This is a genomic window from Pseudomonas sp. R1-15, assembly GCF_051132085.1.
Taxonomy (GTDB): Bacteria; Pseudomonadota; Gammaproteobacteria; order Pseudomonadales; family Pseudomonadaceae; genus Aquipseudomonas.
The window spans coordinates 5278716-5292675 of sequence record NZ_CP071660.1; the positions used below are offsets into that span (position 1 = coordinate 5278716).

Annotated in this window: 14 protein-coding genes; 5 read left to right on the forward strand and 9 right to left on the reverse strand. The window is 63.5% G+C overall.

Going from position 1 to position 13960, the window contains the following annotated elements:
* Positions 1-29: 29 nt before the first annotated feature.
* Complete coding sequence (gene nadD, locus J3P97_RS23835; protein ID WP_434574088.1) at positions 30-701, reverse strand: nicotinate-nucleotide adenylyltransferase; 672 nt, start codon at positions 699-701, stop codon at positions 30-32.
* 28 nt (positions 702-729) lie between these two features.
* Entirely contained in the window at positions 730-2001 is a 1272-nt protein-coding gene (locus J3P97_RS23840; RefSeq protein ID WP_434672888.1) for a glutamate-5-semialdehyde dehydrogenase, read from the reverse strand.
* Positions 2002-2199: 198 nt separating this feature from the next.
* On the opposite strand from J3P97_RS23840, the gene J3P97_RS23845 reads away from it, so the two are divergent.
* Together J3P97_RS23845 and J3P97_RS23850 are read left to right on the forward strand one after the other, a co-directional pair.
* A complete protein-coding gene (locus J3P97_RS23845) occupies positions 2200-2880 on the forward strand; it encodes a DNA-3-methyladenine glycosylase (RefSeq protein WP_370871057.1) in 681 nt (226 codons plus the stop codon).
* Positions 2881-3099: 219 nt separating this feature from the next.
* The gene (locus J3P97_RS23850; protein ID WP_434672889.1) at positions 3100-4416 is read left to right on the forward strand and encodes a bifunctional DedA family/phosphatase PAP2 family protein; all 1317 of its coding nucleotides are present in this window, start codon (positions 3100-3102) and stop codon (positions 4414-4416) included.
* Between the two features lie 141 nt (positions 4417-4557).
* Here J3P97_RS23850 and J3P97_RS23855 read toward each other — a convergent pair whose 3' ends face one another.
* Genes J3P97_RS23855 through J3P97_RS23865 form a run of 3 tightly spaced genes read right to left on the reverse strand, consistent with a single transcriptional unit; the run spans position 4558 to position 6237 of the window.
* On the reverse strand, positions 4558-5148 hold the full coding sequence (locus J3P97_RS23855) for an LON peptidase substrate-binding domain-containing protein (protein ID WP_434672890.1): 591 nt from the start codon (positions 5146-5148) through the stop codon (positions 4558-4560).
* 10 nt (positions 5149-5158) lie between these two features.
* A complete protein-coding gene (locus J3P97_RS23860; protein ID WP_305498569.1) occupies positions 5159-5875 on the reverse strand; it encodes an LrgB family protein in 717 nt (238 codons plus the stop codon).
* Positions 5872-6237: a CidA/LrgA family protein gene (locus J3P97_RS23865; RefSeq protein ID WP_434672891.1), complete on the reverse strand. Its 366-nt coding sequence runs from the start codon at positions 6235-6237 to the stop codon at positions 5872-5874. The genes J3P97_RS23860 and J3P97_RS23865 overlap by 4 nt, the downstream gene beginning before the upstream one ends.
* 188 nt (positions 6238-6425) lie before the next feature.
* Here J3P97_RS23865 and J3P97_RS23870 point away from each other — a divergent pair, with 188 nt between their 5' ends.
* The 3 genes from J3P97_RS23870 (at position 6426) to J3P97_RS23880 (ending at position 9362) form a co-directional block, all read left to right on the forward strand.
* Positions 6426-6881, forward strand: coding sequence for a MaoC family dehydratase (locus J3P97_RS23870; protein WP_434672892.1), 456 nt, complete (start codon positions 6426-6428; stop codon positions 6879-6881).
* 93 nt (positions 6882-6974) lie between these two features.
* A complete protein-coding gene (locus tag J3P97_RS23875) occupies positions 6975-8693 on the forward strand; it encodes a C13 family peptidase (protein ID WP_434672893.1) in 1719 nt (572 codons plus the stop codon).
* 27 nt (positions 8694-8720) lie between these two features.
* The gene (locus tag J3P97_RS23880) at positions 8721-9362 is read left to right on the forward strand and encodes an oxidoreductase (RefSeq protein ID WP_434601925.1); all 642 of its coding nucleotides are present in this window, start codon (positions 8721-8723) and stop codon (positions 9360-9362) included.
* Between the two features lie 138 nt (positions 9363-9500).
* Here J3P97_RS23880 and J3P97_RS23885 read toward each other — a convergent pair whose 3' ends face one another.
* The 4 genes from J3P97_RS23885 to J3P97_RS23900 all read right to left on the reverse strand — a co-directional run bounded on the left by J3P97_RS23885 (position 9501) and on the right by J3P97_RS23900 (position 13919).
* The gene (locus J3P97_RS23885; protein ID WP_434571586.1) at positions 9501-9785 is read right to left on the reverse strand and encodes a YceK/YidQ family lipoprotein; all 285 of its coding nucleotides are present in this window, start codon (positions 9783-9785) and stop codon (positions 9501-9503) included.
* A complete protein-coding gene (gene ubiX / locus J3P97_RS23890) occupies positions 9778-10425 on the reverse strand; it encodes a flavin prenyltransferase UbiX (protein WP_305498563.1) in 648 nt (215 codons plus the stop codon). Before ubiX ends, J3P97_RS23885 begins: the two co-directional genes overlap by 8 nt.
* Complete coding sequence (gene mpl / locus J3P97_RS23895) at positions 10422-11771, reverse strand: UDP-N-acetylmuramate:L-alanyl-gamma-D-glutamyl-meso-diaminopimelate ligase (protein ID WP_434601926.1); 1350 nt, start codon at positions 11769-11771, stop codon at positions 10422-10424. The genes ubiX and mpl overlap by 4 nt, the downstream gene beginning before the upstream one ends.
* A 243-nt stretch (positions 11772-12014) precedes the next feature.
* Positions 12015-13919: a sigma-54-dependent Fis family transcriptional regulator gene (locus tag J3P97_RS23900; protein ID WP_434672894.1), complete on the reverse strand. Its 1905-nt coding sequence runs from the start codon at positions 13917-13919 to the stop codon at positions 12015-12017.
* Positions 13920-13960: the final 41 nt, after the last annotated feature.

Consider the following 13960-nt stretch of genomic DNA (forward strand, 5'->3'; position numbering starts at 1 on the left):
TTGATTCGTGTCGGCGGAGCACGCCTTGTTCAGTTCGACGCACGGTACAGACCGTGCGCATCGATGTAGGCCAGGACCGCGTCGGGCACCAGGAAACGTACCGACTTACCGCTGGCCAGCAGTTGACGGATCTGGGTGGCGGATACCGCGAGCGGCGTCTGCCAGACGAATGCAATCTGTCCGCTCGGCCCCTTGAGGGCCAGCGGGTCGCTCACCGAGCGCGCCGCCAGCAGGTTGCGCAAGGCATCCGGCGGTTCGCTGTCGGCATCCGGGCGTTGCAGCACCAGGATGTGGCAATGCTGGAGCAACTCTTCCCAGCGGTGCCAAGTGGGCAGGCCGCAAAATGCGTCCCAGCCCAGAAGCAGGAAAACCTGGGCATCGGCGGCCAACTCGGCGCGCATCAGCTCCAGGGTATCAATGGTGTAGGACGGTTTGTCCCGCTGCAATTCGCGGGCGTCCACCACCAACGGCGCCACACCGGCCACCGCGCACTCGACCATCGCCAGGCGATCCTGCGCCGACACCTGCGGCGTATCCCGATGAGGTGGCCGGGCGCTGGGCGTCAGGCGCAGCTCATCGAGGGCCAGGGCATCGGCGACTTCCAGCGCACCGCGCAAATGGCCGATGTGCACCGGGTCGAACGTACCGCCCAGGATACCGATGCGCTTTGGCGCGGTCGCCGTCACAGCGGGCGTAGTCATGGAGGCCAGTGGGTCGAGGTCGCCCAAGTCAGGCTGGCTCCTGTCCGCGCAACTGGCCGTCGCCGACCACGATGTACTTCTCGCAGGTCAGGCCTTCCAGGCCCACCGGGCCACGGGCATGCAGCTTATCAGTAGAAATGCCGATCTCGGCACCCAATCCGTATTCGAAGCCGTCGGCAAAACAGGTCGGGGTGTTGATCATCACCGACGCCGAATCCACTTCAGCCACGAAGCGCCGGGTTTCGCCCTGGTGCTCGCTGACGATGGAATCGGTGTGGTGGGATCCGTGGCGATTGATGTGCTCGATGGCCTGGTCCAGCCCGTCCACGACGCGGATCGACAGGATCGGCGCGAGGTATTCGGTGTCCCAGTCCTCTGGCGTGGCGACTGCGGCCTCGATGATCGCCCGGGTGCGCTCGCAGCCACGCAGCTCGACGCCTTTTTCGTGGAACTGGGCCGCCATCGATGGCAGGAAATCCCCGGCGACGGCCTGGTCCACCAGCAGGGTCTCCATCGCGCCGCAGATGCCATAACGGTAGGTCTTGGCATTGAAGGCGATGCGCTGGGCCTTGGCCAATTCGGCGTGGGCGCTGACGTAGACATGGCAGATGCCGTCCAGGTGCTTGATCACCGGTACGCGGGCGTCGCGGCTGACTCGTTCGATCAGCCCCTTGCCGCCACGCGGAACGATGACGTCGACGAACTCGGGCATGGTGATCAACGCGCCGACCGCGGCGCGGTCGGTGGTTTCCACCACTTGCACGACCGCCGCCGGCAGGTTGGCTTCGGCCAGCCCGCGCTGGATGCAGGCGGCAATCGCACGGTTCGAATGGATCGCCTCGGAACCGCCGCGCAGGATGGTCGCGTTACCCGACTTCAGGCACAGGCTCGCGGCGTCGATGGTCACGTTCGGCCGCGACTCGTAGATGATCCCGACCACACCCAGGGGCACGCGCATCTTGCCGACCTGGATACCCGACGGCCGATAGCTCATGTCGCGGATCGCCCCGACCGGGTCCGGCAGAGCCGCCACCTGACGCAGACCGACGATCATGCCGTCGATGCGTGCCGGAGTCAGCGCCAGGCGCTCGAGCATGGCCGGCTCGAGCCCATTGGCCCGGCCGGCGGCCAGGTCCAGCTCGTTGGCGGCGGACAGCTCGGCGCGCGCAGCGTCCAGCGCATTGGCGGCGGCCTGCAGGGCGCGGTTTTTCTGCGCGGTGCTGGCACGACCGATGATGCGCGACGCTTCGCGGGCGGCGCGACCCAGGCGGGTCATGTAGTCAAGAACGGACTCAGTCATGGTCTGTGTGGTCTTGGCAAAGAGGAAAGCGGCAGATTATAGCTGTCGTAACCCGCGACTAACAGCATGGACTGACAGCGGTGACCGGCGGAGAAGCAAAACCGGCATGAATCGCTAGTGTTTCCGTGAATGTTCAGCGGTAATTAAGCTTTCCATTGTTATCATCTCGCTACTTTTGGCCCTGTTCCGTCCATGACCATGACCGATTCGCCTCCGATGCCCACTGCTTTGCCACACGCTTTTTTTGACCGCGACGCCCAGGAGCTTGCCAAGGATCTGCTGGGCAAGGTGATTCGCCACAAGGTTGGCGACCTGTGGCTGAGCGCGAGGATCATCGAGACCGAAGCGTATTACTTCGCCGAAAAGGGCAGCCACGCCTCGTTGGGCTACACGGAAAAGCGTAAGGCTTTGTTTCTGGATGGCGGCCACATCTATATGTACTACGCGCGGGGCGGCGATTCGCTGAATTTCAGCGCCCAAGGCCCGGGCAATGCCGTATTGATCAAATCGGCGTATCCCTGGGTGGACGCCATCAGCGGCCCGGCAAGCCTGGCGCAGATGCTGTTGAACAACCCCGATGCGCAAGGCCGGCCACGTACGCCGCAGAAACTTTGTGCCGGACAGACCTTGCTGTGCAAGGCGCTGGGCCTGAAAGTGCCGGACTGGGACGCCAGACGCTTCGACCCTGAACGGCTGCTGGTGGAGGATGTGGGGGTGCCGACGGTCAATGTGATCCAGACCACTCGCCTGGGCATCCCGCTGGGACGAGATGAGCACCTGCTTTACCGCTTCGTCGACGCCGCCTATGCGCCATGGTGCACCCGCAACCCGTTGCGACGGGGGCAGGTCGAGGGGCGGGATTATTTTCTGCTTTCCTGAATCGACAATTTGCCCTGTGGGAGCGAGCCTGCTCGCGAAGAGGACAGTCCTGTCACCATTGATGTTGACTGATACACCGCTTTCGCGAGCAGGCTCGCTCCCACACTGGATCTTCGGTGGACGCGGATTTTGGCTACACCCGGAATTACCTTGTGGGAGCGAGCTGGCTCGCTCCCACGGTAAAAACATGCGGTTTGAACAATAAATGGAGTTGTCCTTATGGGCCCTTGGCTCGATAGCATTACCGGCTGGCTGACCGTCAACCCGCAATGGCTGGCGGTGGCGGTGTTTGTCGTTGCTTGTATTGAATGCCTGGCCATCGCCGGGTTGATCGTGCCGGGCACTGTTTTGCTATTTGCGATCGCGGTGCTGGCCGGCAGCGGCGCTTTGTCCCTGGGCGAGACGTTGTTGCTGGGCCTTTTGGGGGGACTGCTGGGAGATCTGGTGTCCTATTTCCTCGGCCGGCATTTCCACCAGAACATCCGGCGCCTGCCGGGGCTGCGGCAACATCCGGAATGGATGAGCGCGGCCGAGAGCTACTTCCAGCGCTATGGCATCGCCAGCCTGCTGGTGGGGCGGTTTATCGGGCCGTTGAGGCCGATGCTGCCGATGGTAGCCGGGATGTGCGACATGCCGTTCCCACGCTTCGCCGCCGTCAGCGTGCTCGCCGCGGCGGGCTGGACCGTGGCCTACCTGCTGCCGGGCTGGGCCACCGGCGCAGCGTTCCGCCTGCCGTTGCCCGAAGGTTTCTGGCCGCAGGCCGGCGTGGTCATCGGCAGCATCGCCGTGATGCTCGGGCTGAGTGTCAACAGCAGCCTGCGTCGTCATCGCCATGCCTCAGCGATCATCGCAAGTGTCGGTCTGGCGATCCTGATCAGCCTGTTTGTCGGCTTTCGTTACCTCACAGCCTTCGACCAGGGCCTGATCGCCCTGGTGCAGGAGCATCGCAGCGCGACCCTGGACGAGATCGCCGTGACGTTCACGCTGATCGGTGAATTCCGCTACATGTTGATCGTCTGCAGCCTGGTGACCGTGTTGCTGCTGTTTGCACGACAATGGCGGCAGGCAATCTTTGCCGGCGGCACGATGCTGCTCACGGCCCTGGCCAACACTGGATTGAAACTGTTTTTCGCCCGCGTGCGCCCTGAGATCCTCAGCGAACCCTTGACCAGCTACAGCATGCCCAGCGGCCACGCCTCCGGCGCTTTCGCCCTGTTCCTGAGCCTGGCGATACTGGCCGGTCGCGGCCAACCACCGCGCCTGCGCCTGACCTGGCTACTGCTCGGCTCGTTGCCGGCGCTGGCGATTGCGTTGTCGCGGGTGTACCTCGGCGCCCACTGGCCGAGCGACATTGTCGCCGGTGCCGTGCTCGCCGCCACGGTCTGCGCCACTGTCCTGTGGCTGAGCCAGCGCCAGGAACCGTTGCGCGCCATGTCGCCGAAAGTCTGGTGGCTGGTCCTGCCGGCGCTGGCGGCGGCGTTCAGCTTCTTCGCCCTGCGGCACCTGCCGCATGCGATGTTGCGGTATGCCTACTAAAGCGCAGGCGCCGCCCCCCCTGTGGGAGCGAGCCTGCTCGCGAAAGCGGAGGTCATCCAGCACATCTGCCAACTGATCCACCGCCTTCGCGAGCAGGCTCGCTCCCACAAAGGCCCGCATTGATCTGACGGTATCAGCATCTTAGGCAAACAGCTCACCCTGCAACTCATCCAGCAAGGCCTGGATCGCATCCAGGCGCTGCTGCGGGTCGTCGAGCTGCAGCAGGTCGATCTTGTCCAGTTCATTGAATGGCAGCAGATAGGCCAGTTGATTGGCCAGTGACTGCTGACCGGTAGCCTCGGTGCCCATGTTCAGCGCCTCGACCATCGGGTGTTCCGCCAGGGCCCTGAGCAGCGCCACCAGGTCGGCATCCTCGTCCTGCAGCGGTTGCTCCGGCTCGTCTTCCAGCCAATCGATTTCAGCGACAGTCAGTTGATCCGGCTGGACACTGCTGGCATGCACGATGAAGCGCCGGCCGCCCTGCACACGAATGCCCAGCAGGCCGTTGTCCTGCTGGGAGAAGTCGGTAATCAGCGCCTCGCAGCCCACCCGGGCATAACCGTCGGGCGCGATACCGACCTCTTCGCCGTCAAGGATGCAGACCACCCCGAAGCCTTCGCCTTTTTTCATGCAGCGCCCGATCATATCGAGGTAACGCGCCTCGAATATCTGCAGGTCAAGGATGCAACCGGGAAACAGCACGGTGTTCAATGGGAAAAGCGGCAAGCTCATAACCTGTTCCTTAGACCGTCATCGACACCACCAGCGGCAGCAGCACCGCCGTGGCCACGCCCATCAGACTCATCGCCAGCGCCGCGAAGGCACCGGACTCCTCGCTTTCCTGCAAGGCCACCGACGTACCCACCGCATGGGCAGTCAGCCCCAGGGCGATGCCCCGGGCCTCAGGGCTATGGACACCGAGCCGGGTCAGAATGCTCGGGCCGAGGATCGCGCCAAGCACCCCGGTGATCAGCACGAACACCGCCGCCATCGCCGCCACGCCACCGATCTGCTCGGCCACCAACATGGCGATCGGCGAAGTGACCGACTTGGGCGCCATGGTCATCAGAATCATGTGTTCGGCGCCAAAAGCCCAGCCCAGCACCACCGCAGAGCCGGTGGCAAACACCCCGCCTATCACCAGCGTAGTAAAAATCGGCCAGAACAATTGGCGGATCCGGCGCAGGTTCAGGTACAACGGCACCGCCAGCGCCACGGTCGCGGGGCCCAGCAAAATGCTGAGAATCTCGGTGCTTTTGCGGTACTCCGCGTAGCTGATGCCGCAGCCGACCAGCACGACAATCAACAGCACCATCGACATCAATACCGGCTGCAGGAACACCCAACGGGTCTTTTCGTACGCCGCCAGCACCAACTGGTAGGCGCCCAGGGTAATGCCGATGCCGAACAGTGGATGGTGAATCACCGACGTCCAGGCCCCCTGCCAATCGAACATCATCGGGCATCCTCCGGCTCGACGATATGACGCCGGGCCAAACGTTGCATCAGCACGCCCGTCAGCGCCACGGAGAGCACCAGCGACAACACCAGCGCGCCAACGATGGCCCAGAAGTCGGCAGCGATCGCCCGGGCATAGACCATCACGCCCACCGCCGGCGGCACCAGCAGCAACGGCAGATAACGCAGCAGGCTGCCGGCGGCAAGGTTCAACGGCTCGCTGACTTCGCCACGGACGATCAGATAGCCCAGCAACAGCAGCAGCCCGATGATCGGCCCCGGCAGGATCGGCAGGAACAAATGATTGATGGCGGTGCCCAGCAATTGGAACAGCACCAGCCAGGTCAGGCCCCGTAGCAACATCCGTTCTCTCCCCTGTAACACGTGTTCAAGCATGCGCGCCCATTATAAACACGCCCGCGCTATGGGTCGGCATTCGTAAAAAGCATGGTCGATGACCTGCCCCGCCGGTCATGTTGATCTACAGTGGTTTGCGGGGACACAGATCCCCGTTCCAGAAAAAATAGAACAGATGACCCAGGAGAGTCTCAATGCCCTACGTTCCCGTTGCAGAGCTCAAGGATTATGTCGGCAAGGAACTTGGATACTCCGACTGGCTGACCATCGACCAGGAGCGTATCAACCTGTTCGCCGAAGCCACCGGCGACTTCCAGTTCATCCACATCGATCCGGTCAAGGCCGCGCAGACCCCGTTCGGCAGCACGATCGCCCACGGGTTCCTGTCGCTGTCGCTGATGCCCAAACTGATGGAAGACATCCTGCTCCTTCCTGAGGGGGTGAAGATGGTGATCAACTACGGGCTGGACAGCGTGCGCTTCATCCAGCCAGTGAAAGTCGGTTCCAAAGTCCGGCTCAAGGTCGACCTGGTGGACGTTACCGAGAAGAAACCTGGCCAATGGCTGCTCAAGGCCACCGCCACCCTGGAAATCGAAGGCTCGGAAAAACCGGCCTATATCGCCGAGCCGCTGTCACTCTGCTTCGTATAGGCCCTTGCGGTCGCGAAACCGCTCATGCAGTTTCGCATCGCTTCAACGCGCATAGCTGCGGCATACTCGTCGCCTGATTATCTGGATCCCGTTATGCGCGCACTTGTACCCCTGACCCTGACCCTCCTGCTCACCGCCTGCGGAAACGGCGAATCACCGCTGCCCCCAGACGCACGCCTGCCCGACGGCGGACGCTATCGCGGCGATCTGGTAGACGGGCTGTTGCAGGGCCAGGGACGCATCGACTATCCCAACGGCAGCTGGTACGCCGGGCAGTTCGACAAGGGCCAGTGGCACGGCACCGGGGAATGGCATGGCAGCAATGGCGAGGTCTATCGCGGCCAGTTCCAGCATGGCCTGTTCCACGGCCAGGGCAGCCTGACCACACCGACCAGCAGCTACACCGGCGGTTTCAAGTTGGGCCGGCGGGACGGTGAAGGCACGCTCAAGGAAAACGGCGTGACCTACCGGGGCGAGTTCAAGGCCGACCGCTACTCCGGTCTCGGCCGCCTGGAACTCGACGACGGCAGCCAGTACCAAGGCCCGTTCGTCAACGGCAAGCCCAACGGCGAAGGCCAGCGCTTCGACGCCAGCGGCAACCAGTTCACCGGCCATTTCGTCGACGGCCAGCTCCAGGGCAAGGGCACGTTCAACAGCGCCGAAGGCGACGTCTACATCGGCGGCTTCAGGAATAACCAGCTCAACGGCCGCGGTCGCTACGAAAACGCCGATGGCGATGTCTGGATCGGCCAGTTCAAGGACGGTGCGCTGACCGGCAAGGGTGAACTGATCGGCGCCGATGGCAGCCACTACCGCGGGCGCTTCAATGACTGGCGCTTCACCGGCGAAGGTCGCCTGAACCTGCCCGACGGCAGCTTCTACATCGGCCAGTTCGAAGGCGACAGCTACCACGGGCGCGGCACGCTGGTGCTGACCGACGGCACCGTGCAGAGCGGCACCTGGGCCAACGGCCAACGAATACGTGACGCCGACGGCAGGCTGTTGCCCGATGTGCTCGAACTCGGCCTGCTGGCCCAGGGTCGCCTGCTTGACGAGGCCCTCGCCAACATCCCGGCCTCGACGTCGGCGGTGGAACTGTACAGCCTGACCCTGGGCGGCGATGGCAAGCAAAGCGTGTTCCTGCGTGAGTCCGACTATGTCGCCAACATGCTCGCCAGCCGTTTTGGCGCATTCGGCCAGATTCGCCTGGTGAACCATCGCGATCACCTCGGCGACCGGCCCATGGCCACTCGCGAAAACCTGCGCCGTGCCGCCGCCACGCTGGCCGAACGCAGCGGTCCGGAAGACCTGGTGTTCATCTACCTGACCAGCCACGGCAGCAGCGAACATGAACTGGTACTCGACCAGCCGCGCATGGAGCTGGCCGACCTGCCGGCTGACGAATTGGCCGCAGTGCTGGCGCCGCTGAAGAATCGCGACAAGATCATCGTGATCTCGGCCTGTTATTCCGGCGGTTTCATCCCCGCGCTCAAGGACGAACGGACCCTGATCATGACCGCCTCCCGGGCCGACCGGGTGTCTTTCGGCTGCTCCGAGGAGGCCAACTTCACCTACTTCGGCGATGCCTTGTTCGCCCAGGCGCTGAACCAGACCGACGATCTGGAACAAGCTTTCAAGCGGGCCAAGGGCATCGTTGCCGAACGGGAGCAGGCGGACAATTTCGAAGCGTCCGAACCACAGATGTGGGCGCCCCGGACCGTGCTTTCTCACTGGCAGCTGTTGCGCAAGCAACAGGCGCGAAAAGCATTACAAAGTGCTGCGTTGAACGACGAGGCTAAAAAGAGCAACTAAGCTGAACCGTATCAAGGGGGAAACACTATGTACTTGACGCCTCAGCATGTTTTGCTCGCCGGCGCGACCGGATTGACCGGGGAACATCTACTGGACCGGCTGCTGAACGAGCCGACCATCACGCGGGTACTGGCGCCTTCCCGCCGGCCATTGGCCGAACACCCGCACCTGGAAAACCCGGTTGGGGAACCGGCCGAACTGCTGCCACGGCTTGGCGGCCAGGTCGACATCGCCTTCTGCTGCCTCGGCACGACCATCAAGAAAGCCGGCTCCGAATCGGCCTTTCGCGCGGTCGACCTGGACCTGGTGGTGGCCTTCGCCAACCGCGCGCGTGAACTGGGCGCACGGCACCTGGTGGTGATCAGCGCCCTCGGGGCCGACCCGAAATCTTCGATTTTCTACAACCGGGTCAAGGGTGAAATGGAAGCTGCGCTCCGCGCGCAGCATTGGCCGCAACTGACCATCTGCCGACCTTCGTTGCTGTTGGGCGACCGGGTTGAACCACGCTTGGCCGAGCAACTGGCCGGCCCGTTGTCCAAGCTGATCCCCGGCAAATACCACGGCATCGAAGCCTGCCAACTGGCCCGGGCCATGTGGCGACTTGCGCTGGAGGAGCAGGATGGGGTGCGGGTAGTGGAGTCGGATGAGTTGCGCAAGCTGGGCAAATGATCATGTGGTGCCTGGCCGGGCGCCTTCGCGAGCAGGCTCGCTCCCACAAGGATCGCATTCAACGAGGCCCTGTGGGAGCGAGCCTGCTCGCGAAGGGCGCAGCACCGATCCAAAGCCAGGTACTCATCGTGGCTTCTATTACATCCCACCGGTCGCTTGAAACCCCACGCCAATCACTGTCAGCAACGACAACGGCAACAACAACGTATCCAGCAGCGCACTCCCCGGCAGATCGAGACCCGGATAGCTCGGCGCCTCGGCGCCAAAACGGTCCTTGGCGCAGCAACCGCCGTTGAGCGCGTACATGTCCAGCCGCGTACCCGCATACACCACCGGCGCTCCCGGCTTGGCGGCGTCGAGGGTGCGGGCAGTGGCGCAGCCGGTCAGTTGCAACACCAGCAACACCGCCAGCAGCTTATTCATCGCTGCCCGGATGATGCTCGCCCCAACGTGGCAGCATGTCTTGCGGGAGGTTCAGCAAGTTGAGGATCCGCGCGACCACAAAATCGATCAGGTCGTCGATGGTCTGCGGCTGATGGTAGAAGCCCGGCGAGGCCGGCAGGATGGTCACGCCCATGTTCGACAGCTTGAGCATGTGCTCCAGGTGAATGCTCGAATACGGCGCTTCCCGCGGCACCAGGATCAACTGGCGGCGTTCCTTGAGCGTGACGTCCGCCGCCCGCTCGATCAGGTTGTTGCAGGCCCCGGTGGCGATCGCCGACAGCGTACCGGTGGAACACGGCACCACGACCATCGCCGCCGGCGCGCCGGAGCCCGAAGCCACCGGTGACATCCAGTCTTCCTTGCCATACACACGAATCTGCCCTGCCGCCGCACCGGTGTACTCGGTGAGAAAGGCCTGCATCATCTGCGTCTTGGGTGGCAACGTCACGTCAGTCTCGGTGGCCATCACCAACTGCGCGGCCTTGGAGATGAGGAAGTGCACCTCGCGATCCTCACGCACCAGGCAATCGAGCAGGCGCAAGCCGTACTGGGCGCCGGAAGCGCCGGTCATTGCCAGCGTGATGCGTTCGGGGCCGTTGCTCTCCAAGCGAGTATTCATTTCAGTGCCTCGGCGAGTTTGCCGTGCAGGCCGCCGAAGCCGCCATTGCTCATGATCACCACATGGGTGCCGGGCTGGGCCTGGCTCTTCACGCGCTCGATGATGCCCTCCAGAGAATCGCTGACAATCGACGGCACCGTGCACAGCGCAGCCGTGGCGCCGAGGTCCCAGCCGAGGTTGGCCGGCGCGTACCAGATCACCTGGTCGGCATCGACCACGCTTTCCGGCAGGCCGTCGCGGTGAGCGCCGAGTTTCATGGAATTGGAGCGCGGCTCGATGATCGCAATCAGCGGCGCATCGCCGATGCGCTTGCGCAGACCGTCGAGGGTGGTGGCAATAGCGGTCGGATGGTGGGCGAAGTCGTCATAAATGGTGATGCCGTTCACCTCGGCGACTTTCTCCATCCGCCGTTTCACACTCTTGAACGCGCTCAACGCGGCGATGCCCATGGACGGGACCACCCCGACGTGCCGGGCCGCCGCCAGCGTCGCCAAGGCGTTGGCGACGTTGTGCTGGCCGGTCATGTCCCATTCGACCACGCCTTGGGACTGACCTTCGAACATGACTTCAAACGCCGAACCGTCATCCTTGAGCAGCTTGACCTGCCACTGACCGCCCGCCCCGGTGGTCTGCACCGGGGTCCAGCAGCCCATTTCAATGACCCGCTGCAAGGCCGGCTCGGTGGTCGGGTGGATGACCAGGCCTTCACTTGGGATGGTCCGCACCAAATGGTGGAATTGGCGCTCGATAGCCGGCAGATCGGGGAAGATGTCAGCGTGGTCGAACTCAAGATTGTTGAGGATCGCCGTGCGCGGACGGTAGTGGACGAATTTCGAGCGTTTATCGAAGAACGCGCTGTCGTATTCATCGGCCTCGATCACGAAGAATGGCGTGCCACCGAGGCGCGCCGACACCGAAAAGTTCTGCGGCACGCCACCGATCAGGAAACCCGGGCTCATGCCCGCATGTTCCAGCACCCAGGCGAGCATGCTGCTGGTGGTGGTCTTGCCGTGAGTACCGGCGACGGCCAGGACCCAACGGCCCTGCAACACATGATCGGCCAGCCACTGCGGCCCCGACACGTACGGCAAGCCTTTGTTGAGCACGTATTCCACCGCCGGGTTGCCACGGGACATGGCGTTGCCGATGACCACCAGGTCCGGCGCCGGGTCCAGTTGCGCCGGGTCGTAACCTTGGGTCAGCTCAATGCCCTGAGCCTCCAGCTGTGTGCTCATCGGCGGGTAGACGTTGGCGTCGGAACCGGTCACATGATGGCCCAGTTCCTTGGCCAGGACCGCCATCGAACCCATGAAAGTGCCGCAAATACCGAGAATATGGATGTGCATAGTCGACCTCGTAAAACATGGCCGCAGGTTAGCGTAGGGAGGGGGAAATCGCACCTTGTGTTCGAACTTATCCGCGCCAGAACACCGCAGACTCCTGCTGGAGCACAGGTTTTTGTGGCGAGGGAGCTTGCTCCCGCTGGGCTGCCCAAAGCAGCCCCCAAGCTTCCTTCACTCTGAAACCAAAGGCGACTGCTGCGCAGCCGAGCGGGAGCAAGCTCCCTCGCCACAAAGGCAGTCAGTGGTTTATCGGGCGATGGCGTGCTTGCGCAGCTTGCGGTAGAGGGTATTGCGGCTAATCCCCAGCTGTTCGGCGGTGTGGGTCATGTGCCAACGCTGACGTTCCAGCGCATCGAGCAACGCCAGGCGCTCGGCATCTTCCAACGGATGCTCGGTCGGGGTTTCGACCACCGCAACCGGGCGTTGGCGAATCATCGCCGGCAGATCCTCCAGCCCAATCCGCCCGCCGTCGCACAACGCCGCAAGAGTCCGCAGCACATTGCGCAACTGCCGCACGTTGCCCGGCCAGTCGAACGCCAGCAGCGCCTGGCGCGCCGGTTCATCGATGGACACCGTCTCGGCACCGCTCTCCTCGGCCAGAAGGAAATCCAGCAACTGGGATTTGTCGCTGCGCTCGCGCAATGCCGGAAGCGGGATTTCCAGGCCGTTGAGGCGGTAATACAAATCCTCGCGAAAACTGCCGTCGGCCACGCGGTCGAGTAATTGCCGGTGAGTCGCACTGATGATGCGCACGTTCACCGCCTCGGGTTCGCCGCCGATGGGTACTACCTGACGATCCTCCAGCACCCGTAGCAAGCGGGTCTGCAAGGCCAGGGGCATATCGCCGATCTCATCGAGAAACAGCGTGCCGCCGTCGGCCTGTTGCAGCTTGCCGCGCATGCCTTCCTTGCGCGCGCCGGTGAAGCTGCCGCCGCGATAACCGAACAACTCGCTCTCGATCAGACTTTCCGGAATCGCGGCGCAATTGAGCGCGACAAAGTTTTTCCCGGCGCGCTGGCTGGCGTGGTGCACGGCCTTGGCAAACGCCTCCTTGCCGGAACCGGTTTCGCCCTGGATCAGCAGGGGCACATCGCGCTCGAACACCCGCAAAGCCTTGCGAAAATGTTCCTGCAACGCCGCGTCCCCCAGGCAGATGCCCGGCAGACGGGCGGGCTCGACAGCCTTGAGCGCAGGCGCGACCGCAGCCGGCACGCTACGAGCTTGCCCACGCAGGACCGCGAACAAGTGCCGACCGTCACGGGTGCGCAGCGGCCAACTGGCACTGGCCTGGGCGCTGGCCCGGCCCAGCAACTCATCCAGCGAACAGTCGAAGAAGTCCTCGACCCGCTGGCCGAGCAAGCCACCGCGAAGGTGCCCAAGCAGGTTCAGCGCGCTCTGGTTGACTGCACAGATGCGTCCTTCGCCGTCGAACGCCAAAAGCCCTTCGCTGAACAACCCCACGGACTCGGCCTGCAGATGAAAGCGCAGCAGCCATTGATTGTCGAAACAACGAAGGAAATAACAGCTCTCGATCATCTTCGCCGAGAGATTGACCAGGGCCATGGTGTGGAACTGGCTCTGGCGCGATACGTCCGGCCGCGCCGAAGACACGTCGAGCACCGCCAGCAGCTCGCCATGAGGGTCGAACACCGGGCTCGCCGAGCAGGTCAGGCCGGTGTGGCGGCCGCGAAAATGTTCTTCCTGGTGGATGGTCAGGGCCTGGCGTTCCACCAGGCAGGTACCGATGCCGTTGGTGCCTTCACAGGCTTCGCTCCAATCGGCGCCGAGCCAGAGGCCGGCCCGTTCGAAAATCTTCCGTTCGCTGGGGGCGGTGACGCAATTGAGGATCACGCCCCGGGCATCGGTCAACAGCACGGCATGGCCGGCGCCGGACAATTGTTGGTGCAGGCTGGTCATCTCGGCACCGGCGATATGCAGAACCTGCTGCAAGCGCTCGCGGCTTTCCAGCAACCGGCCATGCTCGAGCACGGTCGGCGCCAGGTTCTGCGCCGGGTCGAGGTGATAGTCCTCCAGGCAGCGCAGCCAGGAACGGGCAATCGAAGGATCGCTGCCAGGCCCCTGCAAATGGGCCTTGCCCTGAGTGACCGTGAGGACTTGCCGGGCATGGCGACTCAAATGGTTGCTGTGCATTTCTTATTGTTCTCCCGAAGGACCCTTTGGACCTGCCGACA